The 26,278-nt window shown below is 67.6% G+C and carries 26 protein-coding genes; 9 read left to right on the plus strand and 17 right to left on the minus strand.

Features of this window, described 5'->3' with window-relative positions; genetic code table 11:
• Window positions 1-9 precede the first annotated feature (9 nt).
• The 5 genes from C1930_RS17165 to C1930_RS17185 form a co-directional block, all read right to left on the minus strand.
• A complete protein-coding gene (locus C1930_RS17165; protein ID WP_108772264.1) occupies window positions 10-684 on the minus strand; it encodes a DUF484 family protein in 675 nt (224 codons plus the stop codon).
• Window positions 681-1,532, minus strand: coding sequence for a diaminopimelate epimerase (dapF, locus tag C1930_RS17170; protein WP_108757197.1), 852 nt, complete (start codon window positions 1,530-1,532; stop codon window positions 681-683). The genes C1930_RS17165 and dapF overlap by 4 nt, the downstream gene beginning before the upstream one ends.
• Window positions 1,525-1,764, minus strand: coding sequence for a lipoprotein (locus tag C1930_RS17175; protein WP_108750481.1), 240 nt, complete (start codon window positions 1,762-1,764; stop codon window positions 1,525-1,527). The genes dapF and C1930_RS17175 overlap by 8 nt, the downstream gene beginning before the upstream one ends.
• 93 nt (window positions 1,765-1,857) lie before the next feature.
• Window positions 1,858-2,280, minus strand: a complete 423-nt coding sequence (locus tag C1930_RS17180; RefSeq protein WP_108757198.1) for a YbaN family protein — start codon at window positions 2,278-2,280, stop codon at window positions 1,858-1,860.
• Window positions 2,281-2,334: 54 nt separating this feature from the next.
• Window positions 2,335-4,446, minus strand: coding sequence for a S9 family peptidase (locus tag C1930_RS17185; protein ID WP_108772265.1), 2,112 nt, complete (start codon window positions 4,444-4,446; stop codon window positions 2,335-2,337).
• Between the two features lie 145 nt (window positions 4,447-4,591).
• Between C1930_RS17185 and C1930_RS17190 the strand changes: the two genes are divergently transcribed.
• Window positions 4,592-5,776, plus strand: coding sequence for a pyridoxal phosphate-dependent aminotransferase (locus C1930_RS17190; RefSeq protein ID WP_108772266.1), 1,185 nt, complete (start codon window positions 4,592-4,594; stop codon window positions 5,774-5,776).
• A gap of 108 nt (window positions 5,777-5,884) precedes the next feature.
• Here the strand turns inward: C1930_RS17190 and C1930_RS17195 are convergent, their stop codons facing one another.
• Entirely contained in the window at window positions 5,885-7,981 is a 2,097-nt protein-coding gene (locus C1930_RS17195; protein ID WP_108757201.1) for a prolyl oligopeptidase family serine peptidase, read from the minus strand.
• A gap of 69 nt (window positions 7,982-8,050) precedes the next feature.
• Entirely contained in the window at window positions 8,051-8,374 is a 324-nt protein-coding gene (locus tag C1930_RS17200) for a hypothetical protein (RefSeq protein ID WP_108757202.1), read from the minus strand.
• A 126-nt stretch (window positions 8,375-8,500) separates the two neighbouring features.
• On the opposite strand from C1930_RS17200, the gene C1930_RS17205 reads away from it, so the two are divergent.
• Window positions 8,501-9,109: a lipocalin family protein gene (locus C1930_RS17205; RefSeq protein ID WP_108754201.1), complete on the plus strand. Its 609-nt coding sequence runs from the start codon at window positions 8,501-8,503 to the stop codon at window positions 9,107-9,109.
• Between the two features lie 86 nt (window positions 9,110-9,195).
• Here the strand turns inward: C1930_RS17205 and C1930_RS17210 are convergent, their stop codons facing one another.
• The 3 genes from C1930_RS17210 to C1930_RS17220 all read right to left on the minus strand — a co-directional run bounded on the left by C1930_RS17210 (window position 9,196) and on the right by C1930_RS17220 (window position 11,991).
• Complete coding sequence (locus C1930_RS17210; RefSeq protein ID WP_108750474.1) at window positions 9,196-9,885, minus strand: methionine ABC transporter permease; 690 nt, start codon at window positions 9,883-9,885, stop codon at window positions 9,196-9,198.
• Complete coding sequence (locus tag C1930_RS17215) at window positions 9,882-10,889, minus strand: methionine ABC transporter ATP-binding protein (RefSeq protein WP_108772267.1); 1,008 nt, start codon at window positions 10,887-10,889, stop codon at window positions 9,882-9,884. The genes C1930_RS17210 and C1930_RS17215 overlap by 4 nt, the downstream gene beginning before the upstream one ends.
• Before the next feature lie 205 nt (window positions 10,890-11,094).
• Window positions 11,095-11,991 carry a DMT family transporter gene (locus tag C1930_RS17220; protein WP_108750472.1) on the minus strand — a complete coding sequence of 299 codons (897 nt, stop codon included), beginning with the start codon at window positions 11,989-11,991 and terminating at the stop codon, window positions 11,095-11,097.
• A gap of 157 nt (window positions 11,992-12,148) precedes the next feature.
• Between C1930_RS17220 and C1930_RS17225 the strand changes: the two genes are divergently transcribed.
• The gene (locus C1930_RS17225; RefSeq protein ID WP_010481366.1) at window positions 12,149-12,631 is read left to right on the plus strand and encodes a YajQ family cyclic di-GMP-binding protein; all 483 of its coding nucleotides are present in this window, start codon (window positions 12,149-12,151) and stop codon (window positions 12,629-12,631) included.
• Window positions 12,632-12,706: 75 nt separating this feature from the next.
• Here the strand turns inward: C1930_RS17225 and C1930_RS17230 are convergent, their stop codons facing one another.
• The 3 genes from C1930_RS17230 to C1930_RS17240 all read right to left on the minus strand — a co-directional run bounded on the left by C1930_RS17230 (window position 12,707) and on the right by C1930_RS17240 (window position 16,534).
• A complete protein-coding gene (locus C1930_RS17230; protein WP_108757204.1) occupies window positions 12,707-13,795 on the minus strand; it encodes a helix-turn-helix domain-containing protein in 1,089 nt (362 codons plus the stop codon).
• A 126-nt stretch (window positions 13,796-13,921) separates the two neighbouring features.
• Window positions 13,922-15,049, minus strand: coding sequence for an NAD(P)-dependent alcohol dehydrogenase (locus C1930_RS17235; RefSeq protein ID WP_108757205.1), 1,128 nt, complete (start codon window positions 15,047-15,049; stop codon window positions 13,922-13,924).
• 18 nt (window positions 15,050-15,067) lie between these two features.
• Window positions 15,068-16,534: a benzaldehyde dehydrogenase gene (locus C1930_RS17240; RefSeq protein WP_108757206.1), complete on the minus strand. Its 1,467-nt coding sequence runs from the start codon at window positions 16,532-16,534 to the stop codon at window positions 15,068-15,070.
• A gap of 195 nt (window positions 16,535-16,729) precedes the next feature.
• On the opposite strand from C1930_RS17240, the gene C1930_RS17245 reads away from it, so the two are divergent.
• Both C1930_RS17245 and C1930_RS17250 read left to right on the plus strand, forming a co-directional pair.
• On the plus strand, window positions 16,730-17,296 hold the full coding sequence (locus C1930_RS17245) for a DUF1415 domain-containing protein (RefSeq protein ID WP_108754208.1): 567 nt from the start codon (window positions 16,730-16,732) through the stop codon (window positions 17,294-17,296).
• Window positions 17,293-18,096: an SDR family oxidoreductase gene (locus C1930_RS17250; RefSeq protein WP_108772268.1), complete on the plus strand. Its 804-nt coding sequence runs from the start codon at window positions 17,293-17,295 to the stop codon at window positions 18,094-18,096. The genes C1930_RS17245 and C1930_RS17250 overlap by 4 nt, the downstream gene beginning before the upstream one ends.
• A gap of 265 nt (window positions 18,097-18,361) precedes the next feature.
• Here the strand turns inward: C1930_RS17250 and C1930_RS17255 are convergent, their stop codons facing one another.
• Window positions 18,362-20,392 carry a M3 family metallopeptidase gene (locus C1930_RS17255; protein WP_108772269.1) on the minus strand — a complete coding sequence of 677 codons (2,031 nt, stop codon included), beginning with the start codon at window positions 20,390-20,392 and terminating at the stop codon, window positions 18,362-18,364.
• Window positions 20,393-20,609: 217 nt separating this feature from the next.
• On the opposite strand from C1930_RS17255, the gene C1930_RS17260 reads away from it, so the two are divergent.
• A complete protein-coding gene (locus C1930_RS17260) occupies window positions 20,610-20,969 on the plus strand; it encodes a hypothetical protein (protein ID WP_233615042.1) in 360 nt (119 codons plus the stop codon).
• Between the two features lie 132 nt (window positions 20,970-21,101).
• Here the strand turns inward: C1930_RS17260 and C1930_RS17265 are convergent, their stop codons facing one another.
• Window positions 21,102-22,214: a PLP-dependent cysteine synthase family protein gene (locus C1930_RS17265; protein ID WP_108754212.1), complete on the minus strand. Its 1,113-nt coding sequence runs from the start codon at window positions 22,212-22,214 to the stop codon at window positions 21,102-21,104.
• Window positions 22,215-22,338: 124 nt separating this feature from the next.
• Between C1930_RS17265 and gloA the strand changes: the two genes are divergently transcribed.
• The 3 genes from gloA to C1930_RS17280 all read left to right on the plus strand — a co-directional run bounded on the left by gloA (window position 22,339) and on the right by C1930_RS17280 (window position 24,346).
• Window positions 22,339-22,857 carry a lactoylglutathione lyase gene (gene gloA / locus C1930_RS17270; protein WP_108754213.1) on the plus strand — a complete coding sequence of 173 codons (519 nt, stop codon included), beginning with the start codon at window positions 22,339-22,341 and terminating at the stop codon, window positions 22,855-22,857.
• Window positions 22,858-22,998: 141 nt separating this feature from the next.
• Window positions 22,999-23,427, plus strand: a complete 429-nt coding sequence (locus C1930_RS17275) for a VOC family protein (RefSeq protein WP_108772270.1) — start codon at window positions 22,999-23,001, stop codon at window positions 23,425-23,427.
• A gap of 88 nt (window positions 23,428-23,515) precedes the next feature.
• Window positions 23,516-24,346, plus strand: coding sequence for a prolyl oligopeptidase family serine peptidase (locus C1930_RS17280; RefSeq protein WP_108772271.1), 831 nt, complete (start codon window positions 23,516-23,518; stop codon window positions 24,344-24,346).
• 166 nt (window positions 24,347-24,512) lie between these two features.
• On the opposite strand, the gene C1930_RS17285 is transcribed toward C1930_RS17280, so the two are convergent.
• Window positions 24,513-24,944, minus strand: coding sequence for a CBS domain-containing protein (locus C1930_RS17285; protein ID WP_108750461.1), 432 nt, complete (start codon window positions 24,942-24,944; stop codon window positions 24,513-24,515).
• A gap of 367 nt (window positions 24,945-25,311) precedes the next feature.
• The gene (locus C1930_RS17290; RefSeq protein ID WP_108757211.1) at window positions 25,312-26,271 is read right to left on the minus strand and encodes a pectinesterase family protein; all 960 of its coding nucleotides are present in this window, start codon (window positions 26,269-26,271) and stop codon (window positions 25,312-25,314) included.
• Between the last annotated feature and the right edge of the window lie 7 nt (window positions 26,272-26,278).

Consider the following 26,278-nt stretch of genomic DNA (forward strand, 5'->3'; position numbering starts at 1 on the left):
GCGCTCCGTTCAGTCGTGGAATCGCTTCAGGCCGGTGGCCAGTGCATCGCCCATCATGCGCAGGAACAGCGTGCCCATGCCCGGGTAGAAACGATTCGGGTCGTGGCTGCCCACGGCAATCAGGCCGACGCCCGGCAGCGGCAGCAGGGCGGTGGTCTGCACTTCCTCGCTGCGCACGCCGTACAGCACGGCGTTCTTGTCGGCCTGCAGGCGGCCGCAGATCGGCTCGCCATCCTTCAGGCAGTCGCGGAACGGGCCCAGCTGCGGGTCATCGGCGGCAATCACCTGCAGCCAGTCGGCCTGTTCCAGCCCGGCCACCGGCGCATGCACCACCAGCCGCACCAGATCGCCGGCGAAGTCTTCCTGCAGCGAGGCGGCCATCGCGCGCAGCGTGTCGGCGGCGTTGTCCTGCTTCATCAGGGCCAGGGTCAGCTGGTGGGTACGCACCGCCAGCCGCTCGTTCATCTGGGCGGTGGCGCCCAGGTCGGCCAGCCGCCGCGCCAGCTCGCGGTTCTTCTCGCGCAGCACTTCCAGCTGGTAGCTGGCCAGCGACGCGGTGGGGCCGTCGTCGCGTGGCACCACCAGGGTCAGGGCCAGGTCGGGAAACTGCTTGAGGAAGCCCGGATGCCGCCGCAGCCAGCTGGCGACTTCGTGGGCCCCGAGCTTGTCGGCGGTCTCAGTCATGCACTCCACTCCCCTTCGAAGACGAATGCGGTCGGGCCGGCCATCACCACCGGCTGGCCTTCACCGGGCCACTGGATGCGCAGTTCACCGCCGGGCAGGCTGATGCGGGCATCGCGCTGCAGGCGGCCGCGCTGCATCAGGGTGACCGCAGCGGCACAGGCACCGCTGCCGCAGGCCAGGGTCTCGCCCACGCCGCGCTCGAACACGCGCAGGCGCGCATGGTCCGGCGCCATCACCTGGGCAAAGCCCACGTTCACCGAATTGGGGAACGAGGCGTGCTGCTGCAGCAGGCCACCCACGCGTTCCACCGGCGCGGCGTCGACCAGGCCCACTTCAATCACCGCATGCGGGTTGCCCATCGACACGGCGGCGAAGCGTACGCTTTCACCCTGCAGCGGCAGCAGGTATTCCTCACGCGGATGGGCAAAGCCCACCAGCGGCACCTGCGCCGGTTCGAACGCCGGCACGCCCATGGCCACCGAGAAACGGCCATCGCCCAGCACCTGCACGGCATGGCTGGCCAGCGGGCTGTCGATGACGAACTGCGCGCCCTGCGCACTGCCCTCGCGCACCAGCCAGGCGGCGATGCAGCGCGCGCCGTTGCCACACTGTTCGGAATTGGACCCGTCGGCGTTCCAGATGCGGTACGAGGCCACCGCGCCTTCCGCACGCGGCGGCTCGATGGTCAGGATCTGGTCGCAGCCCACGCCCGTATGGCGGTCGGCCAGGCGCGCGGCCAGTTCCGGCGACGGCGGCGGGGTGCCGTCGCGCAGGTCGATCACCACGAAATCGTTGCCTGCGCCGTGCATCTTGCTGAAGCGCAGCGCGTTGTTGCCAGCCTTACTCATTCCCGTCGTCCACCGGCTTGATCGGGTCGGGGGTGGTGGACGGGCTGCCGTCGCTGGTCGGCTGGGTGGCCGGCGGCGTGGCCTCGGCATCGGCGGCCGGCTCAACCACCTCTTCCACCGGCACCGGCTTCTGCGGCAGTACCAGCGGGCCCTTGTTGCCGCAGGCGGACAGGAACAGCAGCGAGGCCGCTGCCAACGGAATCAGAATGGCATTGCGATGGGGGATCTTCATGGCCCCGAGTATAGCCATTGGTGGCTGAGCGGTAGGTAGAGTCGACCGTTGGTCGACCATCGCGCGCAGCGCGGGGTTTTCGCCCGCGGCCCGTCAAGCGTCCGGCGGCAGCGGCCGCGTCCACAGCCAGATCGCCACCACGGTCATGCTGCCGATGGAAAACCACTTCACCCAGGCAATGGGCACGCACCACAGCATGATGCCGGCGCACACGGCCATGGTGATCGTGGCCATCCACTTGCCGTAGCGGCTGACCGCGCCGTGCGCCTGCCAGTTGGCGATGGCCGGGCCGAAGCGCGGATGCTGCAGCAGCCAGGTGTGCAGGCGCTCGGAACCGCGCGAGGCGGCCCAGGCGGAAATCAGGATGAATACGGTGGTGGGCAGGCCCGGCACGAAGATGCCGACGATGCCGGTGCCCAGGCTGACGTAGGCCAGCAGCCACCAGGCCCAGCGGAAACGCACCACGCGCGGGGGCGGAGCGGGATCGCGGGCCGGGGGCGGTTCGGGCAGGGTCATGGCAGCAAGAATACCGGTTCAGGGTGCCAGGCAGTGCCCGGCACCCCACCCCGCTTACGGCTGGGCGACGCCCAGCTGCTGCAGCACGAACGCATACGACTCGGACAGTTCGCGGTAGCGCTGGAAACGCCCGGACTTGCCGCCGTGGCCGGCTTCCATGTTGGTGCGGAACAGGATCGGCAACGATCCGGTGTTGTCATCGCGCAGCTTGGCCACCCACTTGGCCGGTTCCCAGTACTGCACCTGCGAATCCCACAGGCCGGTACCCACGAACAGCGCCGGGTAGGCCTGGCGCTTCACGTTGTCGTAGGGCGAGTAGGACAGCATGTAGTCGTAGTACGGTTTCTGTTCCGGATTGCCCCACTCGTCGTACTCGTTGGTGGTCAGCGGAATGGTCGGGTCGAGCATGGTGGTGACCACGTCCACGAACGGCACCTGCGCCACCATCACCCGGTAATCCTGCGGCGCCTGGTTGGCCACCGCGCCCATCAGCAGGCCACCGGCGCTGCCACCGGAGGCGGCCACCCGGTCCTTCGCCGCCCAGCCCTGCGCCACCAGCGCGCGGGTGACGTCGATGAAGTCGTTGAAGGTGTTCTGCTTGTGCAGCAGCTTGCCGTTCTCGTACCAGTCGCGGCCCATTTCCTGGCCACCGCGGATGTGCGCGATGGCATACACCACGCCCCGGTCGAGCAGGCTGACTGCCGTCTGGTTGAAGTACGGGTCCATCGACATGCCGTAGCTGCCGTAGGCGTACTGGAACAGCGCGCCCTTGCCATCCTTCTGGTAGCCCTTGCGATACACCAGCGACACCGGCACCTTCACGCCGTCGCGCGCGGTCACCCACACACGGTCGGTTTCATACTTGCTGGCGTCGTAGCCGATCACCGGCTGCACCTTCAGCTGGCGGCGCTCGCCGGTGGCGGTATTCAGTTCGAACACCGTGGTCGGGGTGGTCATCGAGGTATAGACGTAGCGCAGCCACGGCGTATCGGCCTCGGTGTTGTCGCCCAGGCCCATCGAGTACGCCGGCTCGTCGGCCTTCACGTAATCGGTGCGGCCGTCCTTGAACAGCAGGCGCACGCGCTCCAGGCCTTCGGAACGCTCGGCAATGGCGGTGTAGCTGTCGAACAGCTCGAAGCCTTCGATGAACACCGCATCGTCGTGGGCGATCCAGTCCTTCCACTGCGCGCGCGAGGTGGCATCGGTGGGCGCGGTGACCAGCTTGAAGTTCTTCGCGCCATCGTTGGTGCGGATCACCCAGCGGCCATCGTAGTGGTCGGCATCGTATTCCACGTCGCGCTGGCGCGGGGCCAGTACGGTGAAGGTGGTCGGGTCGCTGGCCGGGGCGTAGCGCTCTTCCGAAGACACCGTGCTGTGCACGCCGATGGTGATGAAGCGATCGTCGCGGGTGCGGCCGATGCCCATGTAGAAGCTGTCGTCCTCTTCTTCGTAGACCACGGTATCGGCGCTGGCCGGGGTGCCCAGCACGTGCTTCTTCACCCGCACGGTCAGCAGGGTTTCCGGGTCGTTTTCCACGTACAGCACGGTGCGGTTGTCATCGGCCCAGACCAGATCGCCGGAACTGCCGGTGATCACATCGGGCAGCACCTTGCCGGTGCGCAGGTCCTTGAAGCGGATGGTGTACTGGCGGCGGCCCACGTCATCGTCGGCCCAGGCCAGCAGCTGGTTGTCCTGGCTTACTTCCATCGAACCGACGTTGAAGTAGCCCTTGCCGGCGGCCATCGTGTTCACGTCCAGCAGCACTTCTTCCGGCGCTTCCATGCTGCCCTTGCGGCGCGCATGGATGGGATAGTCCTGGCCGGTCTCGAAGCGGCTGTAGTACCAGTAGCCGCGCTCGCGCGCCGGCACGCTGGCATCGTCCTGCTTGATGCGGCCGACGATTTCCTTGTAGAGGGTGTCTTCCAGCGGCTTCAGCGGCGCCAACAGCTGGTCGGCGTAGGCATTCTCGGCCTGCAGGTAGGCCAGCATGTCCTTGTTTTCGCGCGTGTCGTCGCGCAGCCAGTAATAGTCATCGTTGCGGGTCGCGCCGAACGGCGCCTTGACCTCGTGCGGACGCTTCTGGGCGTCCGGCGGAACGGGCGGGGTGGCGGCGGTAGCGGTGCTGGTCATCAGGCTGGCAAGCAACAGGCAGAGGGTGGGTTTCATGAAATAAGGGTCCTGGTGCGGTTACGCAATGGCGTCCGTGGCGTAGGTCGGGTCGGGCTTGCTCGGCTGACCGCAACAGCAGTCGAGCAAGCTCGACTCTACCATTGCCGCAGCGCCCCCCCGGCGTGCGGCGTACCATGGGCGCATGAGCACCCTGCCCCACACGCCGGGCTACAGCCGGCGCAGCCATGAAATCGCCCCGTTCCACGTGATGTCCCTGCTGGCCCGCGCACAGGCGCTGGAACAGGCCGGCCACGATGTGATCCACCTGGAGATCGGCGAGCCGGACTTCACCACCGCCGAACCCATCGTGCGCGCCGGCCAGGCCGCACTGGCCGCCGGCCACACCCGCTACACCGCTGCGCGCGGGCTGCCGGCGCTGCGCCAGGCGATCAGCGGTTTCTATGCCCGCCATTACGGGCTGGACATCGATCCCGAGCGCATCCTGGTCACCCCCGGCGGTTCGGGCGCGCTGCTGCTGGCCAGCAGCCTGCTGGTCGATCCGGGCCGGCACTGGCTGCTGGCCGATCCGGGCTATCCGTGCAACCGCCACTTCCTGCGCCTGGTGGAAGGCGGCGCGCAGCTGGTGCCGGTCGGCCCGGACACCGCCTACCAGTTGACCCCTGCACTGGTGGAACAGCACTGGAACAGCGACAGCGTCGGTGCGCTGGTGGCCTCACCGGCCAACCCGACCGGCACGGTGCTGTCGGCCGATGAACTGGCCGCCCTGTCGACGTCGCTGCATGCGCGCGGCGGCCACCTGGTGGTGGACGAGATCTACCACGGCCTCACCTATGGCCTGGATGCGCCCAGCGTGCTGCAGGTGGATGACAGCGCGTTCGTGCTGAACAGCTTCTCCAAGTACTTCGGCATGACCGGCTGGCGCCTGGGTTGGCTGGTGGCGCCGCCGGCCGCGGTGCCCGAGCTGGAAAAGCTGGCGCAGAACCTGTACATCAGCGCCTCGAGCATTGCCCAGCATGCGGCGCTGGCCTGTTTCAGCGACGAATCGATGGCGATCTTCGAGCAGCGCCGGCAGGCGTTCCAGCAGCGCCGTGACTTCCTGCTGCCCGCGCTGCGCGAATTGGGTTTCCGTATCGAGGTGGAACCGCAGGGCGCGTTCTACCTGTACGCCGATGTCAGCGCGTTCACCGACGACGCGCAGGCGTTCTGCGCGCACTTCCTGGAAACCGAGCACGTGGCGTTTACGCCGGGCCTGGACTTCGGCTTCCACCGGGCCAACCAGCACGTGCGGTTGGCGTACACGCAGGAAGTGCCGCGGTTGCAGGAAGCGGTGGTGCGCATCGCGCGCGGGCTGCAGCGGTTCCGGTAGCGCCGGGCCATGCCCGGAGAACGCACCGCGCACCGGTAGATCCACGCCATGCGTGGATACGTGCCCCCCAACGAAAAACGCCGCCCGGGGGCGGCGTTTTTCATTCCATCACTTGCCGCCCAAACGCTCCCACAGGAAGCTGTAGGCCAGCGCAGACATATGCGCGGCCTGCGCATTGTTGGCTGCACCGCCGTGACCGCCTTCGATGTTCTCGTAGTAGGTCACATCCTTGCCGGCGTCGATCATCTTGGCCGCCATCTTGCGGGCGTGGCCCGGATGCACGCGATCATCGCGGGTGGAGGTGGTGAACAGCACCGGCGGGTAGTTCTTCTTCGCGTCGAACAGGTGGTACGGCGAGAAGGTCTTGATGAACTCCCAGTCGCTGGTGTCCGGGTTGCCGTACTCGGCCATCCACGAGGCACCGGCCAGCAGGTGGCTGTAGCGCTTCATGTCCAGCAGCGGCACCTGCACCACCACCGCACCGAACAGTTCCGGGTACTGGGTGAGCATGTTGCCGGTCAGCAGGCCACCGTTGCTGCCGCCCTGCACGCCCAGGTGCTTGGCGCTGGTGATCTTGCGCGTGACCAGATCCTGGGCGACGGCCGCCATGTCCTCATAGGCCTTGTGACGGTTCTGCTTCAGCGCCGCCTGGTGCCAGCGCGGGCCGTACTCGCCACCGCCGCGGATGTTGGCGACCACGTACACGCCGCCCTTTTCCAGCCACGCGCGGCCCATGCCGCCGGAATAGTTCGGGGTGAGCGAGATCTCGAAACCGCCGTAGCCGTACAGCAGGGTCGGGTTGGAGCCATCCAGCTTCATCGCCTTGTCGTGCACCACGAAGTACGGCACGCGGGTGCCATCCTTGCTGGTGGCGAAATGCTGTTCGATCACCTTGCCGTCGGCATCGAAGAAGGCCGGCATGGTCTTCAGCGTTTCCGGTGCCTTGCCGATCTCGGCCAGGGCCAGGGTGGTCGGGGTCAGGTAATCGGTGGCGGTCAGCCAGACCGCGTCGCTGTCATTGCTGTCGACCGCGCCCACGGCCAGCGTGCCGAACGACGGCGCACCGACAAACTCGCTCTTCTGCCAGCCCTTGGCGCCCGGGGTGAGCACCGACAGGCGATTCTTCACGTCATCCAGTACGTTCAGCACCAGATGGTTGCGGGTCCAGGCGGTGCCGGCCAGCGAGGTGGTGGCCGTGGGCGTGAACAGCACTTCGAAATCACGCTTGCCGGCCTGGAAATCGTCCAGCCTGGTCGCCAGCAGCGAGCCGGAGGCGTAGGTCTTGCCACCCACGGTCCAGGCATCGCGCAGTTCCAGGGTCAGCCATTGCTTGTGCAGCCCCTTCTCTGCCGAATTCGGCGCATCGATCTTGCTCAGCGTGCCGTCGTCGGCGCGCAGGTACAGTTCGTTGTTGTAGAAGGCCAGCGTGCGGCTGACCAGGTTGCGCTCGAAGCCGGGGGTGTCATCGTGCATGGCCGCGATGTACATGTCTTCCGGCTTGCCTTCATAGACCACGCTGGCCGAGGCCATCGGCGTGCCACGCTTCCACAGCTTGGCAATGCGCGGGTAGCCGGAGGTGGTCATCGAACCGGCACCGAAATCGGTGTAGACGAACACCGTGTCGCGGTCGATCCAGTTCAGCCCGCCCTTCGATTCGGGGCGGAAGAAGCCGTCCTTGATCCAGGTCTTGCTGGCCAGGTCGAATTCGCGGGTGACATCGGCGTCGGCGCCACCGCGCGACAGCGCGATCAGGCAGCGGCTGTAATCCGGGCGCAGGCAATCGGCACCGTGCCAGACCCAGTTCTCACCCTCGGCCTTGTTCAGCGCGTCCAGGTCCAGCACGGTTTCCCACTGCGGCGAGGCCTTGCGGTACTCGGCCAGCGTGGTGCGGCGCCACAGGCCGCGCTCGTGCTGCTTGTCCTTCCAGAAGTTGTAGTAGTACTCGCCGATCTTCTGCACGCCGGGAATCTTGGCGTCCGAATCGAGCACCTCGCGGATGCTCGCTTCCATCTGCTTGAACGCCGGCGTCTGCGCCAGGCGCGCCTCGGACTTGGCGTTCTGTTCCTTCACCCAGGACAGCGGCTTGTCGCCGGTCACGTCCTCCAGCCAAGCGTAACGGTCGGTGTCTTCAGCGGCCACGGCGGTCCCCACCGAGGCGCCGGTCATCATGCCGGCCAACAGGCAGGCGGAAGCGAATCGCGACATTGCAGCTCCAGGCAGTCATTAGCCGTGGAACGCTAGCACGGTTCGGACGAGCCGCCCCCGTGTCGAAGGTCAGGCTGTGGCCGCCTGCCCACGTGCGCGCCGCTGCCTGCGCGGCGGACGCCGCCGTGCCTGCTGCTGCGGGCCGCGCAGCCGCCGCAGGGCGGCCCGCACGGGCAACGGGCAGCCCAGCAGGGCCCACCATGCCACCAGCGGCATGCCCACCAGCCACAGCGGCGCCCAGCCCAGCCAGGCGTGGTGGCCACGCGCAGCCGGCCACACCAGCACCAGCGCCACGCCCGCCAGGGCCAGCTGCTGCACCAGGCGCAGCACGCGCGGATCGGGGCGCTGCCTGAGGCGTTCAGCCGAGGGGCGATGTGCGGTGCGTGCGTTCATGGTCGTTCTCCCGTGGTCGATGGTGCACAGCGTGGCGGCAACGCTTCTCACCGGCTGCGACACCATTGACGGATCGGCTGCACCCAGTGACCATGCGCGGGCAAGCCTTTTGGAGCCCGCTCCCGCATGTCCCCGATCCGCCCGTTCTGCGCCATGGTGTTGGCCCTGTCACTGGGAGGCGCCGCGCTGGCTGCCGAAGATCCGCCGGCATCGCGCAGCGCGCTGCCTGACCGTACGGCCATCGATCCGGACGCCCCGGTCGACCTGCAGCGCTTCATGGGCACCTGGTATGTGATCGGCCGCGTGCCGAATTTCATCGAGCGTGGCCACGTGGCCAGCGTCAACCAGTACGAACTGCGCGACGACCACAAGGTCGCCATCACCTACCGTTACCGCGATGGCTTCGGCCAGCCGCTGCAGGAAGTGCGGGCGCGCGCCAGCGTCGATGCGGACAGTGGCAACCACGCGTGGCGCACCTGGTTCTACCGGGTGGTACCGACCCATTCGCGCGTGCTGGAAGTGGCGCCGGACTATTCGTGGGCGCTGATCGGCTATCCCGGCCGCGAGATGGCCTGGATCTTTGCCCGCCAGCCGGACATGGACAAAGCGTTGTACAAGGAGCTGGCCGAGCGGCTGCGTGACGAGTACGGCGTGAACACCGACAAGCTCAAGCGCGTGCCGCAGCACCCCGAACAGGTGGGCAAGCTCGGTTACGAAGTGCCGAACGTGCGCTGAAAGAGCGTTCGCCGGGCATGGCCCGGCGCTACCGTAGCCGCGCGATCATTGCGGTAGCGCCGGGCCATGCCCGGCGGATAAACCGGTTACTTGCGGGTGTAATGCGCGACCAGGCGGTCGCCGAGCATCTGCAGCAGCTGCACCAGGATCAGCAGCACCACCACGGTGACCAGGGCCACGTCGGTGCGGTTGCGCTGGTAGCCTTCGCGCAGCGCCAGGTCGCCCAGGCCACCGGAACCGATCGCACCGCCCATGGCGGTGAAGCCGACCAGGGCCACCGTGGTGACGGTAGCGGCCGCGATCAGGCCCGGCCGGGCTTCAGGCAGCAGCACCCGGGTGACCAGCTGCCAGGTGGTGGCGCCCATCGACTGCGCCGCCTCGACCACGCCACGGTCCACTTCGCGCAGGGCGGTTTCGACCAGGCGCGCATAGAACGGCGCCGCGCCGATCACCAGCGCCGGCAGCGTGCCGAGCACGCCGATCGACTGGCCCATCAGCCACAGCGACACCGGAATCAGCACCACCATAAGGATGATGAAGGGCACCGAGCGCAGCAGGTTCACCACGATCGCCAGCACGCCGTAAGCCAGGGGCCGGCGCTTCATCTGCGGCGCACCGAACACATACAGCAGCACGCCCATCGGCAGGCCGATGGCCAGGGTGAGCGGCAGCGAGCCGGCCATCATCAGCAGCGTCTCGATGGTGGCCTTGCCGATATCCACCCATTTGTTGGCATCCAGGTGGCGGAAAAAACCTTCAGCAGTGGCGACGATCATCGGCGCAGTTCCTCAACGTGCACGCCGGCAGCCACGAACGCGGCCTGCGCGGCGGACTGGTCGCCGCCCACCAGGGCGACCACCAGCTGGCCATACGGGGTGTCCTTGATCCGGTCGATGCGGCCGGACAGGATGTTGTAGTCGATGCCGGTTTCGCGGGCCACGCGGCCCAGCAACGGCTCGTAGGTGTCACCGCCGAGGAAGGTCAGGCGCACGATGCGCCCGCCCACCACGTCGAAATCACGGTGCAGCACGCCTTCGTCCACGTGTTCGGATTCGCTGACGAAGCGCCGCGTGGTGGCATGCTGCGGGTGCAGGAAGACCTGGGTGACCGGACCGGTTTCCACCAGGTGGCCGCCATCGAGCACGGCCACGCGATCGCAGACGCGGCGGATCACATCCATTTCGTGGGTGATCAGCACGATGGTCAGGCCCAGCTCGCGGTTGATCTTCGACAGCAGCGCCAGCACCGACGCGGTGGTCTGCGGATCCAGCGCGCTGGTGGCTTCGTCGCACAGCAGGATCTGCGGGCGGGTGGCCAGCGCGCGGGCAATACCCACGCGCTGCTTCTGGCCGCCGGACAACTGCGCCGGGTACTTCGTCGCGTGGTCCTGCAGGCCAACGGTCTGCAACAGCTCGGCCACGCGCGCGTCGATCTCGGCCTTCGGCGTGCCGGCCAGTTCCAGCGGGAAGGCCACGTTGCCGGCCACCGTGCGCGAAGACAGCAGGTTGAAGTGCTGGAAGATCATGCCGATGCGACGGCGCAGCGCGCGCAGGCCGTCGGCATCCAGCGCCGTGATGTCTTCACCGCCGATCAGCAGCTTGCCACCGCTGGGTTCTTCCAGGCGGTTGATCATGCGGATCAGGGTCGACTTGCCCGCGCCGGAATGGCCGATGATGCCGAACACTTCGCCGGCGTCGATGGTCAGGTCCAACGGTTGCAGCGCGCTCACTTGGCGGCCGGCAACGGCATAGGATTTGTGCAGGCGCTGGAACTCGATCACGGGCGTGGCTCACCGGCGGGGCGGAAGAAGGGGCGTGCAGCCTACCAGCGCCGGCGGTTCCGCGCCTGCGCCTTGGGCCAGAATGTTATTTCTTTTGGTTCTAAGCCGCGTGTACCGGCGATGACGGCGGGGGTCAGAGCCCCTGCGGGGGGGCTGACCCCGGGGTCGGATCCCCGCAGGAGCTCCGACCCCCGACCCGCCACGATTACGGGTGGTCCAGCGGCTTCGGCGGCTGCACCCGGTTCAGGCGCTCCCGGTGCAGCAGGTACAGGCCCGAGGCCACGATGATGGCCGCGCCCACCCAGGTGTAGGCGTCCGGCAGCTGGCCCCAGAACGCCAGGTCCCAGCCGATCACCCATACCAGGCCGCTGTACTCCAGCGGCGCGATCATCGAGGCCTCGCCCAGCTGGAAGGCACGGGTCAGGGCAATCTGGCCCAGTGCGCCGGCCAGGCCCATGCCGGCGATCAGCGGCGCATGGGCCAGCTGCAGCGGCACCCAGTCAGGCAGCGCCAGCAGGCCGGCGCCGATGGCCATGATGACCAGAAACCAGACGACCATCGACTGCGATGTATCGGTGCGGGTGAGCAGGCTGACGGTGATGGCGGCGATGGCATAGGCCGTGGCTGCGGCCAGCACCATCAGGCCTGGGATGGAAATGAAGCCGTCCACGCCCGGCCGCAGCACCACGATCACCCCCAGCAGGCCGACGCCGATGGCCACCCAGCGGCGCGGCCCCACCCGCTCGCCCAGCAGCGGCACCGACAGTGCGGCAATCAGCAGCGGGGCGACGAAGTAGATGCTGTAAGCGGTGGACAGGGGCAGGTCGCGCAGGGCGAACACGAAGCAGCCGATCATCGCCATGCCCAGGCCGCCGCGCAGCAGATGCAGGCCCCAGCGGCGCGGAATGAGCGAGCGCGGGCCGGCGCTGGCCAGCACCCAGACCAGCACGAACGGCAGCGAGGCCGCACCGCGCAGGAAGGTGACTTCCAGCGAGGGGTAACTGGCCGACAGCTGCTTCATGCCGGCGTCCATCAGCGAGAAACAGGCCACCGCCGCGACCATCCAGGCCACCGCGCGCGAAGGGGAGCGTTGCAGGTTCATGGCCCATTATCGCCCGGCAACCGCCGTCTGTAGAGTCGAGCTTGCTCGACTGGCAGCACGGGCACGGGCACGGGGCAGTCGAGCAGGCTCGACTCTACGAACACCGCGGGGCCTACGCGATAGAATGGCCGCCACTGAATTCCGCGGAGCCACGCCCATGCCTTCCTTCGACGTCGTGTCTGAAGTCGACACCCACGAGCTGACCAACGCCATCGACCAGGCCAACCGCGAACTCGCCACCCGCTTCGATTTCAAGGGCGTGGATGCGAAGTTCGAACGCGATGGCGATGTGATCAACCAGACCGCACCGACCGAATTCCAGCTCAAGCAGATGAACGACATCCTGCGCGCGCGTCTGGCCGCCCGCGGCATCGACGTGCTGAGCTTGGAATTTGGCGATATCGAAACCAACCTGGCCCAGGCCCGGCAGAAGATCACCGTCAAGCAGGGCATCGAGCAGAAGATCGCCAAGAAGATCGCCGCAGCGCTGAAGGAAGCCAAGCTGAAGGTGGAAAGCCAGATCAACGGCGACAAGCTGCGCGTGCAGGGCAAGAAGCGCGACGACCTGCAGGATGCGATTGCCGTGCTGAAGGCCGGCAAGTTCGAACTGCCGCTGCAGTTCAACAACTTCCGCGATTGATTCTTTCGCCGGGCATGGCCCGGCGCTACCCGCGCCTCAGCGGTAGCGCCGGGCCATGCCCGGCGGACTGCGCGACTAATCGCGCAGCAGCTTGTACAGCGTGGTGCGCGAGACACCCAACTGGCGTGCGGCCAGGCTCAGGTTGCCATCGGCGGCATGTGCCGCACGTCGCGCCGCTTCGCGCTGCTGCTCGCGCAGGGGCGCGGCAGCCACCGCTGCAGGCGCCGGCGCACGTGTGCGCGGTGCCCGTGGGGCCCGCAGGTGCTGCAGATAGACCGCACTGCCCTCGCCCAGCCGCACCCGGTGCGCAGGGCCAGGCTGCAGCAGATGGCGACGCTGCGCCGCACTGGCGCCAGCAAACACGGTTTCCATCGACAACAGGGGCAATGGCCCCCGCCGCGGCAGGCCCAGCAGGCGCCGCGCCACACGGTTGGCCGCACGCAGCTGCCCGTCCTCCTGCACTGCCAACAGCCCCTGCAGGGGCGTGGCCAGCCAGCGCGGATCATGCTGCACGGCCAGCAGGTGCACATCGGCCAGGGTATGGAACAAGCGGTTTTCACTGGCCAGCGCGGCCTGCCGGAAATAGCCCTGCAGCAGCGCCGGATCACGCTCGCCCAGCCCGGTGATGTCGATCGCCCCGCAGACCTGGCCGTCCAGATCGTGCAGTGGCTCACTCAGGCAGAACACCGGCGCGAAGCGCTGCAGGTAATGCTCGTTGCCGCGCACCAGGGCGGGCATGTCGTCGGCCAGGCTGACTGCCGGCGCGGTGGTGCCGATCTCCGCTTCACCCAGCTGCCGCCCGACCTGGATCGGCCGCAGCAAGGCGGCATCTTCCAGGCCGTGGGCCTGCTGCGCGATCACCATGCCGTGGCGGTTGGCGCAGAACATCGTCCAGCCACGCCCGCCGAAGGCCGCCCACAGCTGTTCCAGTTCCGGCTGCACGCAGCGCGCCAGGCGACGGTCGTCGGCATCGCGCAGGCGTCGGCCATCGCCCTGCAGCGGCGGGTAATACGGTTCCTGCCCGGGCAGCACCCCGGCCGCCCGCGAGCGCTGCCAGGACTGCTGCAGGGGCAACGGCAGCCCGGCCAGCGACGCCATGTCGCCTTCGACGAACGCATCGCGCGCCGCCACCAACTGTTGTTGCCCGACTGTCGTGGCCATCATCGCAACAGCGTACACCTACCCGTGCCATGCCCGCGTTATGTGGTCGTTTGCGGGGTCAGAGCCGTTTTCCTCTGGAAAACGGATCCGACCCCTTGCTCGTTCCCCGCAACCGGACCCACCCCACCCTTACGCGGCAATACGCAGGATCGGCTTCAACGTAATGCCCTTGGTGCTGTCCTCGGCCGCCTGGTTGATCTGCTCAAGCGGATAGAACTTCACCAGCTTGTCGAACGGGAACCGGCCCTGCTGGTACAGCGTCACCAGCTGCGGAATGAATACCTGCGGCACGCTGTCACCTTCCACGATGCCGCGGATGCTGCGCCCGCCCAGCAGCAGGTTATTCACATCGAAACTGGCCGTGGTACCCAGCTTCGGCGCGCCCACCACACCCATCATGCCCAGCCCACCCAGCGCCTCGATGCCGGCCGACAACACTTCCGGGCGACCGGTGGATTCCAGCGCGTAATCCGCACCACCACCGGTGATCGCGCGCACCGCCTCGATCACGTCGGTCTCGCGGCTGTTCACCACGTGGGTGGCGCCCAGTTCCAGCGCCAGTTCCAACCGCGAAGACACCACATCAATGGCGATGATGGTGGTCGCGCCGGCCACCTTGGCCGCCATCACCGCACTCAGGCCGACCGCACCGGCACCATAGCTGGCGAAGCTGCTGCCCGAACGCACCTGCAGCGAATTGAGCACCGCACCGGCACCGGTCTGGATGCCGCAGCCCAGCGGGCCCAGCAGTTCCAGCGGCGCATCGTCGGGCACCTTGATGGCATTGATCTCGCGCGCGATGGCAAACGTCGCGAACGAGGACTGCGCGAAGAAATGATCGTGCAACGGCTGCCCCTGCGCATCGGTGATGGCGGTATGGCCGTGGCCATCATCGCCGCCGAAGTTGAGCCCGAAGAAATCCTTGCAGTAGGCACCATGGCCGCCGCGGCAGGGATTGCAGTGGCCGCAGGCGCCGTAGGTCAGCACCACGTGGTCGCCCACCTTCAGGTCACGCACATTCGGGCCCACGGCTTCGACGATGCCCGCGCCTTCGTGGCCCAGCACCGCCGGCAACGGCACCGGGTAGTACTGGTCGCGCACGATCAGGTCGGTGTGGCACAGACCGGTGGCCACCACCTTCACCAGCACTTCGTCGTCCTGTGGACCGCGCAGGTGCGCCTGCTCGATCACGAAGGGTTGTTCCTTGCCGCGCACGACGGCCGCGGTGATGTCACGGCCTGCAGTAGTGTTGCTCATCGCGATGTTCCTCCTGGATCAGATCGGGTAGGCGGGCGCTTCGCCCTTGACGGTCATCCACTGCCACTGGGTGAACTCTTCCCAGTTGGCCGGGCCGCCGATGCTGGTGCCGTTGCCGGACGCACCCACGCCGCCGAAGGGATTGATCACTTCGTCATTCACCGTCTGGTCGTTGATGTGCAGCAGGCCGGTGCGCAGGCGCTCGCCCAGCTTCAGCGCGCGGCCCACGTTGCTGGACACGATGGCCATCGACAGGCCGTACTCGCTGTCGTTGGCCAGCTGCACCGCATGGTCGTCATCGTCGAACGGCACCACCACCGCCACCGGCGCGAAGATTTCTTCGTTGAACGCCGGGTTGTCGGCGGCCACGTTGCCCAGCACGGTGGGGGCGAAGAACAGGTCCTGATGGGTGCCACCGGCTTCCAGCGTGGCACCGGCCTGCACTGCATCGGCCACCACGCGCGCAGCATGGTCGCGCTGGGTGGCGTTGATCAGCGGCCCGATGGCCACGTCTTCGCGTGCCGGGTCGCCCACCTTCAGCGACTTCGCCTTGGCCACCAGTTTTTCCAGGAAGGCAGCGTGGATCTTCCGATGCACCAGCACGCGGCCGGTGGCCATGCAGATCTGGCCCTGGTGCAGGTACACGCCCCAGGCGGTGTTGGCCACGGCCAGATCCAGATCGGCATCGTCCAGGATGATCAGCGAATTCTTGCCGCCCAGCTCCAGCGACACCTTCTTCAGGTGCTTGCCGGCCGCTTCGCCCACCTTGCGGCCGGCCGCGGTGGAACCGGTGAACTGGATCATTGCCACGTGCGGGTCGCTGGTCAGCGCGGCACCGGCGGCACCATCACCGGGCAGCATGTGCAGCACGCCAGCGGGCAGACCGGCCTGCTCGAACAGGCGTGCGATGACCGCGCCACCGCAGACCGCCGTGCGCGGATCGGGCTTGAGCACCACCGCATTGCCCAGCGCGATGGCCGGGGCCACCGCGCGCATGGCCAGGTACAGCGGGAAATTGAACGGCGAAATGACCCCGACCACGCCCAGCGGGCGGCGCCGCGCCAGGCTCAGCCGGCCCGGTTCGGAAGGCAGGATTTCGCCGGTGCTGCGCGAGGGCAGCGCGGCCGCTTCGTGCAGCGCCTTGATGGTCACCTTGGCCTCGAAGCCGGCCTTCAGGCGGGTCGAGCCGCTTTCGCGCACCAGCCAGTCCACCAGCGTGTCGATGTTGTCTTCGGCCAAGCGTGCGGCCTGGCGCAGCACCTGCGCGCGCTGTTCGTAGGGCGCGGCGGCCCAGTCGCGCTGTGCCTGCGCGGCGGCCGCGGCCGAACGTGCCACCTGCGCGGCATCGGCCAGGCCCACCTGGCCCAGCGTCTGGCCGGTGGCCGGTTCAAGCACCGGCTGCTGCTGCGCGGCGGCGCGCCACTGGCCGTCGAAGAAAGCACCGGACCAGAGATCGGCCGGCAGCCACGGGGAAGATGCAGTCATGTTGGGTCCTCCAGTTACGTGGGGCCATTGCACGCCTTTCACTGCCGGGGCGGCAATCGGCCATTGGCTGTGCGCGGCCAGGTGATTGAATGCACACGGCTTTCCAGCATCGCCGCTGTCCAGTTCGTGGACAGTGAACAGCGCGGCGGTGACCGCACGCCTACAATGGCGGCCCCGCCAGCCGATGTGCCCGCCATGACCGATACCGCCCTGCCCACCGACGACCCGATCGCCGCCACCCGCCTGTGGCTGGAGCGCATCGTGATCGGCCTGAACCTGTGCCCGTTCGCCAAGGCCGTGTACGTGAAGGACCAGGTGCGTTTCGTGCTGAGCGATGCCACCACGCCGGAAGCGCTGGTGGAGCAGTTGGCCGAAGAGCTGGTGCTGCTGCGCGACACCCCGGCCGAACAGATCGACACCACGCTGATCGTGCATCCGCAGGTGCTGGTGGACTTCCTGGACTACAACGATTTCCTCGACAACGCCGACGCGGCGATCGAGGCACTGGACCTGCAGGGCATCCTGCAGGTGGCCAGCTTCCACCCGGATTACCAGTTCGACGGCGTGGCCGCTGACGATGCCAGCAACTACACCAACCGGGCCCCCTTCCCCACCCTGCACCTGCTGCGCGAAGACAGCGTGGCGCGCGCGGTGGACGCCTTCCCGGACCCGGACGTGATCGTGGAGCGCAACATCCAGACCCTGGACCGCATTGGCGTGGACGGCTGGTACCGCCGCCTGCGCGGGGAAGACCTGTCGTGAGTGCGGCACCGCCGATCGCCAGGTGGCCTGCGGCGCCCCTGCAGGGCAAGGTGGTGCTGGTCACCGGCGGTGCCAACGGCATTGGCCGCGGCATCGCCCAGGCGGTGCTGGGCGCCGGCGGCCGCGTGCTGATCGGCGATCTGGACACCGAGGCGGGCCAGGCCTGCCTGGACGAATGGCAGCGCGGCGATGATGCCGCGTTCCAGCGTCTGGACATTGCCGACGAAGGCAGCGTGCGCGACTTCATCGCCGTGGCGCAGCAGCGCTTTGGCCGCATCGACGGCCTGGTGAACAACGCCGGCATTGCCGGCCCGCATGGCACCACCCTGGAAAACATGGAGTGGGACGAATGGCAGCGGCGGCTGTCGTCGCTGCATGGCGCGTTCCTGTGCTGCAAGCACGCGCTGCCGGCACTGACCGCCAGTGGCGCAGGCGCGGTGATCAACATCGCTTCCACCCGTGCCTGGCAGTCCGAAGCGCACAGCGAAGCCTACGCCGCCGCCAAGGGTGGCCTGGTGGCCTTCACCCATGCACTGGCCATCAGTGCCGGGCCGGCGGTGCGGGTGAACAGCATCAGCCCGGGCTGGATCGGCACCAGTGCCTGGCAGGCGCCGTCGCGCCGCTACGCGCCGGACTATTCGCCCAGCGACCACGCCCAACACCCGGTCGGCCGCGTCGGCCAGCCCGAAGATATCGGCGCGCTGGCGGTGTACCTGCTGTCGTCACTGTCCGGCTTCAGCACCGGCCAGGATTTCATCGTGGACGGCGGCATGACCCGGAAGATGATCTACACCGAGTAGAGCACCGCTGCTCGGTAGGTGCGGACCTTGGTCCGCACCATTGCCAGCAAGTGCCAACCAAGGTTGGCACCTACCACAGCACCACCGCTTGAAGGTTGGCACCCACCGCAGCACCACCGCTTGAAGGTTGGCACCCACCGCAGCACCACCGCTCTTCGGTAGGTGCGGACCTTGGTCCGCACAAATGCCGGACAGTGCCAACCAAGGTTGGCACCTACCACGGCATCACCGCTTCAAGGTTGGCACCCACCACAGCACCACCGTGTTACGCCATGCCCGAATGCCGCAGCAGCGCGTCGATCTGCGGTGCGCGGCCGCGGAAGGCCTTGAAGTTTTCCGCCGCGGCACGGCTGCCGCCGCGCGAAAGAATCTCGTCGCGGAAACGCGCACCGGTTTCGGCCAGTGCCTGCGGCGCTTCTTCGAAGGCCGCATACGCATCGGCACTCAGCACTTCGGCCCACTTGTAGCTGTAATACCCCGCCGCATAGCCGCCGGCAAAAATATGGCTGAACTGGTGCGGGAAGCGATTCCACACCGGCGGATGGTTCACCGCCACTTCCGCGCGCACGCGATCCAGCAACGCCAGCACGCTGTCCTGCGCCGGTTCGAACTGGCTGTGCAGCAGCATGTCGAACAGGCCGAATTCAAGCTGGCGCACGGTCGCCATGCCGCTATGGAAGTTACGCGCGGCCAGCATGCGCTCGTACAGCGCGCGCGGCAGCGGCTCGCCACTGTCCACGTGCGCGGTCATCGCCTGCAGGTGGTCCCATTCCCAGCAGAAGTTCTCCATGAACTGGCTGGGCAGCTCCACCGCGTCCCATTCAACGCCGTTGATGCCGGCCACGCCCAGCTCACCGATGCGGGTCAGCAACTGGTGCAGGCCATGGCCCATTTCATGGAACAGGGTGGTGACTTCGTTGTGGCTGAAGGTGGCCGGCTTGCCGTCGGCACCGCGACCGAAGTTGCACACCAGGTAGACCAGCGGCGTCTGCACGCTGCCATCGGCGCGTACGCGGCGGTTGCGGCAGTCGTCCATCCACGCGCCACCGCGCTTTCCTTCGCGCGCGTACAGATCCAGGTAGAACTGGCCCACCAGCGCGCCCTGCGCATCCACCAGCCGGAAGAAGCGCACATCGTCGTGCCACATCGGTGCGCTGTCAGGCTGCACGCGCAGGCCGTACAGCTGCTCGATCACCGCGAACAGGCCAGCCAGCACCTTCGGCTCGGTGAAGTACTGCTTCACCTGCTGCTCGGAATAGCTGTAGCGCGCCTGCTTCAAGCGGTCGGCGGCGAACGCCAGATCCCAGGCCTGCAGCGGTGCAATGCCCAGCTGTTCGCTGGCGAACTGTTCCAGTTCGGCGCGATCCTGTGCGGCGAACGGCTTGGCACGCACGGCCAGGTCACGCAGGAAGCCCAGCACTTCGGCCGGGTCCTGCGCCATCTTGGTGGCCACCGAATAGTCGCCGTACGAGGCGAAGCCCAGCAGCGCCGCCAGCTCGCCGCGCAGGGCCAGGATGCGGTCGATGTTGCCGCTGTTGTCCAGCGCGTCATCGCCGAATTCCGAGGCGCGCTGCGCGCTGGCGCGGTACAGGATCTCGCGCAGGTCGCGGTCTTCGCCCCAGGTCTGCACCGGCAGATAGCACGGCATCTGCAGGGTCAGCTTCCAGCCATCGTGGCCGTCCTTCTGTGCGGCCGCACGCGCGGCGGCCTTCACGTCGTCGGGCACACCGGCCAGGCGCGCTTCGTCGTCCACCACCAGCGACCAGGCGTCGGTGGCATCGAGCACGTTCTGCGAGAACTTCGCCGACAGTGCCGACAGCTCCTCCTTGATTGCGGCGAAGCGCTGCTGCGCGGCCGGCTCCAGTTCGGCACCGCCCAGGCGGAAATCACGCAGGGTGTTGTCCAGCACCTTGCGCTGGGCCGCATCGAAGTGCGCCGCTTCGGCGCTGGCGGCCAGGGCCTGGTACTGGCGGAACAGCGCCAGGTTCTGGCCCAGCGCACTGGCGAAGCGGGTCACCCGCGGCAGGTTGCTGTTGTAGGCCTCGCGCAGCTCAGGGGTGTTCACCACGCCCTGCAGATGGCTGACCAGGCCCCAGGCACGCCACAGGCGCTCGGTGGCATCGTCCAGCGGGGTTACGAAGGTCTGCCAGGTGACCGGCCGCACCTGCTCGGCCGCGCTGACCGCCGCCTCGGCCTGGGCCAGCAGCACATCCAGCGCCGGTGCCAGGTGCTCGGGGCGGATCGCCTCGAAACGCGGCAGGCCGGAAAAATCGAGCAGAGGGTTGGCTTCGGTCACGGCAGATCTCCAGGGGGACAGGCCCGGCGCGCGGGCATCACCGTCGATATGGCGCTGGCAGCGGCAGCAGACAAGGGGGCGGCGCACCGGGCATTCACACCGGCCTTACGGCACCGCGCCGAAGCTGGCCGCGCGGGGGAGACCGCAGCGGTACGTACCGACGAGGCCCCACATGGAAGGTCTGGCTCCAGCCCCAACCGCAGCACCGGGCCGGTCGATGGCCCTGACGGCCAGTGCCAACGAACTGGCCTGGATCGCCGCGTTGTGCGACGCCGGCGACGATGCGCCGCGCCATCTTGCCCAGTTGCAGGCCGTGCAGCAGCAGGGCGGTCGATTGAACGAGACCCAGGAGTGGTACCCGTTCGAGGTGATCGAACGGGGCGCCAGCCACCTGCATCCCGGGCATGAGCGCGAGTTCGTGATCTGCGTGCTGCTGTGGCTGCAGGCACTGGCCCAGGGCCGGGCCAGCAGCCTGGACCCGCACCTGCACCTGGATGACCGCGCGATGGATATCGAGGCGCTGCCCGATGCACTGCGCGATGCGGTGCTGGATGCGTTCATGGCGGCGGGGTATTGAGACGCCATCGCGACCGCCGGGCATGGCCGGGCGCTATCTTGACCACCGCTTCGCTCGCCGGGCGTGGCCCGGCGCTACCGTGCCACCCACCGTGGTAGCGCCGGGCCATGCCCGGCGGATGAGGTCGCTGCGTTACAGCGCTTCCAGGCTGCAGCATGCCAGCTCGGGCAGCCCCTGTCCGGCCACGGCGGCGGCCAGCTGTGCATCGGCGCCGTCCACATCGATGCCCTGCTTCAGGTACCACTCGGGGTTGTAATAGCTGTGCGCGTAGCGCTCGCCGGCATCGCACAGGATGCTGACGATGCTGCCGCTGCGCCCGGCCGCCCGCATCCACTGCGCGGCCTGCAGCACGCCGATGAAATTGGTGCCGGTGGAACCGCCCACGCGGCGCCCCAGCTGGCGGCTGACATGGCGCATGGCGGCCAGGCTCAGCGCGTCGGGCACCTTCACCATCGCATCCACGCTGGTCGGAATGAAGCTGGGTTCCACCCGCGGCCGGCCAATGCCTTCCACCCGCGAACCGCCGCTGCAGGTCAGCCCGCGCCAGTCCTGTTCACCGGCCACGGCCGCCTGGTAGCCGGCGTAGAACACCGAGACTTCCGGGTCGGCGCACAGGATGCGCGTGTCGTGGCGGCGGTAGCTGACATAACGGCCCAAGGTGGCGGCGGTGCCGCCGGTGCCCGGGCTGCACACGATCCAGTCCGGCACCGGGCTGGGCTCTTCGGCCATCTGCTTGAAGATGGATTCGGCGATGTTGTTGTTCGCACGCCAGTCGGTGGCGCGCTCGGCGTAGGTGAACTGGTCCATGAAGTGGCCGCCGGTTTCGCGGGCCAGGCGTTCGGATTCGCAGTTCAGGTCGCAGGCACGCTCGACCAGGTGGCAGCGCCCACCATGGAATTCGATGGCCGCGATCTTTTCCGGCGACGTGCTGGCCGGAATGACCGCCACGAACGGCAGCCCCAGCAGGCGCGCGAAGTACGCTTCGGACACCGCGGTGGAGCCGCTGGAGGCCTCGATCACCGGCCGCCCTTCACGCAGCCAGCCGTTGGCCAGCGCATACAGGAACAGCGAGCGCGCCAGCCGGTGCTTCAGGCTGCCGGTGGGGTGGCTCGACTCGTCCTTCAGATAGACATCGATCCCGGCAAACCCGGGCAGCGCCAGCGGGATCAGATGGGTATCGGCGGAGCGGTTGAAATCGGCTTCGATCTTGCGGATGGCGGCAGCCACCCATTCACGCTGCGACATGGCGGAGAGTCGTTGTCAGGACGGAACGGTGCGATCCGTCCATTGTATGTCGCAATCAGCACGGTGGGCGCCCGTTAGAATGGTCCATCCGGCCGTTCCCGGCCCTGTCTGAAGGACTTCCCCCATGACCCTTGCCGCCCTGCGCGACGTTCCCGGCGTGGCTGCCCAGGCCCCGGCCGAAACCCACGGCTTCGTGTTCAACCACACCATGCTGCGGGTGAAGGACATCACCGCCTCGCTGGACTTCTACACCCGCGTGCTGGGTTACCAGCTGATCGACAAGCGCGATTTCGCCGAAGCCCAGTTCAGCCTGTACTTCCTGGCCTACGTGCCGGCCGGCGTGACCGTGCCGGAGGACGATGCCACCCGCCGGGTGTGGATGGCCGGCCTGCCGGGCGTGCTGGAACTGACCCACAACCACGGCACGGAAAGCCAGGACGGCCCGGTCTACCACGACGGCAACAGCGACCCGCGCGGCTTCGGCCACCTGTGCGTGTCGGTGCCGGCCCTGGAAGCGGCCTGCCAGCGCTTCGAGGATCTGGGCGTACCGTTCCAGAAGCGCCTGACCGACGGTCGCATGAAGAACATCGCATTCATCAAGGACCCGGACGGCTACTGGGTCGAGATCATCGCCAATACCTGATCCAAAAGAAGGTATCGTTCCGGTAGCGCCGGGCCATGCCCGGCGGCCGCCTCCGGGCTTCACGGCACCGGAAGCAGACCGCGCCAAGCGCTCGCCGGGCACGGCCCGGCGCTACCAACGAGCCACTTTGATGAGGTGCGTATGGAAACGATGGAGCTGCACCGCGGCCGCCTGATCGACCACCTGCAACTGGTGGTGCGCGATCTGGCCGCCAGCCGCCGCTTCTACCAGGCGGTGTTCGACACGATCGGCATTCCGGTGGCCGGCGAAGGCCCGGACTATTTCTGGGCCGACGAACTGTTCATTTCCACCGCCAGCAGCGGGGCCGCCGCCGGCCAGCTGACCGGCCGCCACCATCTGGCGTTCCAGGCCCGTGATGCGGCCACCGTCGATGCCTTCCACCGTGCCGCCCTGGCCGCTGGCGGCATCGACAACGGCGCCCCCGGCGAGCGCCCCTACCACCCCGGCTACTACGGCGCCTTCGTGCTCGACCCCGATGGCAACAATATCGAAGTGGTCTACCACGGCCCGGCCCGCTACAGCGCCGACTCGGTGAAAGTCACCTTCTGAACCCAGCGACGAAGGGGATCGCGTCGCTCTACCTCAGTGGGACGGAAGCGAGTTGATCCCCGCCGTCCCTGTCTGCAAGGAGCGTGCAATGAGGATGTGGTTGTCGTGCCTGTTGCTGTGGACCCTGCTGGGCCAGAACGCCGCTGCGCAATCGCGCTGCACCGAAACACCACGCGGCCTGCTGACCCCCGCGCGGGTGACCTGCACGCACCAGACCGCGTGGATCGATTCGGGCGTGGTCGGCCAGCGCCGGGTGACCTACCAGCTGCCGCTGGGCACACCGCCGGCACATGGCTGGCCGGTGGTACTGGTCTACCAGGGCTCGTTCTTCCCGCTGCAGAATTTCGATTACCGCAGCAACCAGCCGTTTGGCGGCTATTACGAAGGCAAGCTGATCCAGACCCTGCTCGACCACGGTTACGCGGTGGTGGCACCGGCCGCGCCGGCTGATCTGTTCTGGCAGACCAATGTGCCGGGCCTGAGTGCGGCCTACGAGCTGGGCACCGATTACGATTTCCTCAGCAACGTCTTCGATGCGATTGCCGCTGGCCAGTTCGGCCCGCTCGACCCGCTGCGGCGCTATGCCACCGGCATTTCCAGCGGCGGCTACAACACCAGCCGCATGGCCGTTTCGTTCCCGGGCGAGTTCCGCGCGCTGGCCATCCAGTCCGGCTCGTACGCCACCTGCAGCGGGCCGCTGTGCGATGTGCCGGCGGTGCTGCCGTCCGACCATCCGCCCACCTTGTTCCTGCAGGGCTTTGTCGACACGGTGGTGCCGTGGTGGACCACCAACCGCTACTTCAACCGCTTGCAGGACCAGGGCCTGGAAACGGCGTTCTACACCGAACCGCTGGGCGGGCATGAATGGTTCGCCAGTTCACCGGCGCGCGTATTGGCCTGGTTCGACGCACATCCGTAAGGCGCAGATCGCAGGCTAGACGCCCGTTGCACTTGTCATCGTGCGTACCGGTAGCGCCGGGCCATGCCCGGCGGACCGGAACATCGGAACGTCTGCGTTGTTGCAGCTTTTCCGCTGTACGAATACCTGCTGCGCGCCGGGGCCGACGCCGGCGCGCACACGGCACTCAGTGTGCCGCCATGTAGATGTCCTGCAGCACAGCCTTTTCCAGCTCCAGCTCGCCCAGCAGGTTCTTCACGATATCGCCCAGGCTGAGGATGCCGACCAGGGTGTTGCCTTCGGTCACCATCAGGTGGCGGCGGCGCGAGTACGTCATCAGCGACATGGCCTGCTTCAGCGTGGCGTCCGGCGCAATGCCTTCCAGGCCGGTGGACGGCAGCGTGGAAATGACCCGGCGGCCGGCCTGCGGGCCGTCGTCGGCCAGCACGCGCACGATGTCCTTTTCGGAAATGATGCCCACCGGGGCACCGTCCTTGACCACGACCAACGCGGCGATACGGTTCGCGCTCATCTTGTGCGCGGCGGCACCGATCGTGTCTTCGGCGTCGATGGTGATGACAGCTTCTTTCTTCGATTGCAGGAGTTCGCGGACGTTCATTCTTGTTTCCTGGTGCAGGTCACTGAAGTCAAAAAAGTGTGCTCTTCCGAATCGCCCCCTCCCCGGGAACAGACCTTTCAGCGCACGTCTGGCGCATGCCACCTGCCGGTGGAATCAGTGGGCAGGCAGCGTGCTGCAACGCGATCGAAACCGAACGCTGCAGCAGCAGCGAAGGCCCCGGTCGATTCGATTCTACGACTGCCCTGTGCGGCCACTACCGGCACCGGTGGGACAGTTCGTCGTGGAACCTGTCGACGATTCCGAGAATCGCACCCGCGCTGAAACCGGCGCTGAATACAGCCGCCGGCCAACGCTAAAGTTGGCGCCGCGCCGGCCGACGCACACGCAGCCGCCCGACCCTGCAAAGTCAGGGGAACGGGCGCCAGCTGCCCAGCACCGCCTCGGTGCTGTACTGCGCCGCTTCATCGCCCGACAGATGGTGCGACCACGGCACACGTTCCTCCGGCGAGGCACCGGGCCCGGTGCTGCCGAACTCACCGTAGTAAGTGGTACGTTCGGCATCGGGCTTGTCCCAGTTATGCCAACCGGCCTGCACGATGTGCGGGCCCAGGTTGGACTGCAGGAACACCGTGCGCGCGAACGGCCGCCACGGCCTGCCCAGGTAGGTGGTGCCGGCACCTTCGCCACGCAGCAGCGCACGCCGGAACACGTAACCGAAGCGCTGGCCTTCCGGCGTGGATGCAGCAGTCACCCAGCCCAGCCGACCCTTGGACACGATCGTGCAGTCATCGAACAACGCGGTGGCCGCGCCGAAGATGAAGTCCACCGTGCCTTCGATATAGCAGTCCTTGAAATGCAGCACGCTGCCTTCGTGGGTGTACAGCGTGTCCTGGTTGCCAAGCAGGCGCACGTTGCGGAAGCCACCGCGCGGCGGCGCCGCATAAAGTGCCAAGGCTTGGCCGACATTGCCGGCCGTATTCTCGATGGTCAGGTCTTCGGCGATGAACTCATCGCCGTACACATAGACCGTGGCCGAGCCACTGGTGCGCATCGCCTTGCCGGTGGCCGGGTCAATCAGGTCGGCGTAGTTGTTCCAGCTGATGATCGAGGCGCCTGCACCCGCTCCGCGCAGGGTGACCCGGCTCTTCTCCTTGGGCACTTTCACTACGCCGCGGTACAGGCCTTCGCGCAGCACGATCACCTGGCGCGTGCGGTTGCCATCGGGCACCGCATCAATGGCGGCCTGCACGCTGCGGTAGTCGCCGCTGCCATCGGCGGCCACCACCCAGTCACGGGCAGTGGCCGGCAGGCTGGCACACAGCAGCAGCACCGCCAGGGGAAGGAAACGACGGCATGGTTTGCGCATGTTGGCT

This window comes from Stenotrophomonas sp. SAU14A_NAIMI4_8 (genome assembly GCF_003086695.1).
In the GTDB taxonomy this organism is placed as follows: domain Bacteria; phylum Pseudomonadota; class Gammaproteobacteria; order Xanthomonadales; family Xanthomonadaceae; genus Stenotrophomonas.

Coding starts and splice junctions, on each gene's coding strand:
- C1930_RS17285 (WP_108750461.1), bottom strand. CDS start 24,944: ATGAACGTCCGCGAACTCCTGCAATCGAAGAAAGAAGCTGTCATCACC.
- C1930_RS17220 (WP_108750472.1), bottom strand. CDS start 11,991: ATGAACCTGCAACGCTCCCCTTCGCGCGCGGTGGCCTGGATGGTCGCG.
- C1930_RS17210 (WP_108750474.1), bottom strand. CDS start 9,885: ATGATCGTCGCCACTGCTGAAGGTTTTTTCCGCCACCTGGATGCCAAC.
- C1930_RS17260 (WP_233615042.1), top strand. CDS start 20,610: ATGGCCCTGACGGCCAGTGCCAACGAACTGGCCTGGATCGCCGCGTTG.
- C1930_RS17205 (WP_108754201.1), top strand. CDS start 8,501: ATGTCCCCGATCCGCCCGTTCTGCGCCATGGTGTTGGCCCTGTCACTG.
- C1930_RS17245 (WP_108754208.1), top strand. CDS start 16,730: ATGACCGATACCGCCCTGCCCACCGACGACCCGATCGCCGCCACCCGC.
- gloA (WP_108754213.1), top strand. CDS start 22,339: ATGACCCTTGCCGCCCTGCGCGACGTTCCCGGCGTGGCTGCCCAGGCC.
- dapF (WP_108757197.1), bottom strand. CDS start 1,532: ATGAGTAAGGCTGGCAACAACGCGCTGCGCTTCAGCAAGATGCACGGC.
- C1930_RS17240 (WP_108757206.1), bottom strand. CDS start 16,534: ATGACTGCATCTTCCCCGTGGCTGCCGGCCGATCTCTGGTCCGGTGCT.
- C1930_RS17185 (WP_108772265.1), bottom strand. CDS start 4,446: ATGAAACCCACCCTCTGCCTGTTGCTTGCCAGCCTGATGACCAGCACC.
- C1930_RS17265 (WP_108754212.1), bottom strand. CDS start 22,214: ATGTCGCAGCGTGAATGGGTGGCTGCCGCCATCCGCAAGATCGAAGCC.
- C1930_RS17230 (WP_108757204.1), bottom strand. CDS start 13,795: ATGATGGCCACGACAGTCGGGCAACAACAGTTGGTGGCGGCGCGCGAT.
- C1930_RS17165 (WP_108772264.1), bottom strand. CDS start 684: ATGACTGAGACCGCCGACAAGCTCGGGGCCCACGAAGTCGCCAGCTGG.
- C1930_RS17280 (WP_108772271.1), top strand. CDS start 23,516: ATGAGGATGTGGTTGTCGTGCCTGTTGCTGTGGACCCTGCTGGGCCAG.
- C1930_RS17190 (WP_108772266.1), top strand. CDS start 4,592: ATGAGCACCCTGCCCCACACGCCGGGCTACAGCCGGCGCAGCCATGAA.
- C1930_RS17180 (WP_108757198.1), bottom strand. CDS start 2,280: ATGACCCTGCCCGAACCGCCCCCGGCCCGCGATCCCGCTCCGCCCCCG.
- C1930_RS17225 (WP_010481366.1), top strand. CDS start 12,149: ATGCCTTCCTTCGACGTCGTGTCTGAAGTCGACACCCACGAGCTGACC.
- C1930_RS17200 (WP_108757202.1), bottom strand. CDS start 8,374: ATGAACGCACGCACCGCACATCGCCCCTCGGCTGAACGCCTCAGGCAG.
- C1930_RS17195 (WP_108757201.1), bottom strand. CDS start 7,981: ATGTCGCGATTCGCTTCCGCCTGCCTGTTGGCCGGCATGATGACCGGC.
- C1930_RS17275 (WP_108772270.1), top strand. CDS start 22,999: ATGGAAACGATGGAGCTGCACCGCGGCCGCCTGATCGACCACCTGCAA.
- C1930_RS17175 (WP_108750481.1), bottom strand. CDS start 1,764: ATGAAGATCCCCCATCGCAATGCCATTCTGATTCCGTTGGCAGCGGCC.
- C1930_RS17290 (WP_108757211.1), bottom strand. CDS start 26,271: ATGCGCAAACCATGCCGTCGTTTCCTTCCCCTGGCGGTGCTGCTGCTG.
- C1930_RS17235 (WP_108757205.1), bottom strand. CDS start 15,049: ATGAGCAACACTACTGCAGGCCGTGACATCACCGCGGCCGTCGTGCGC.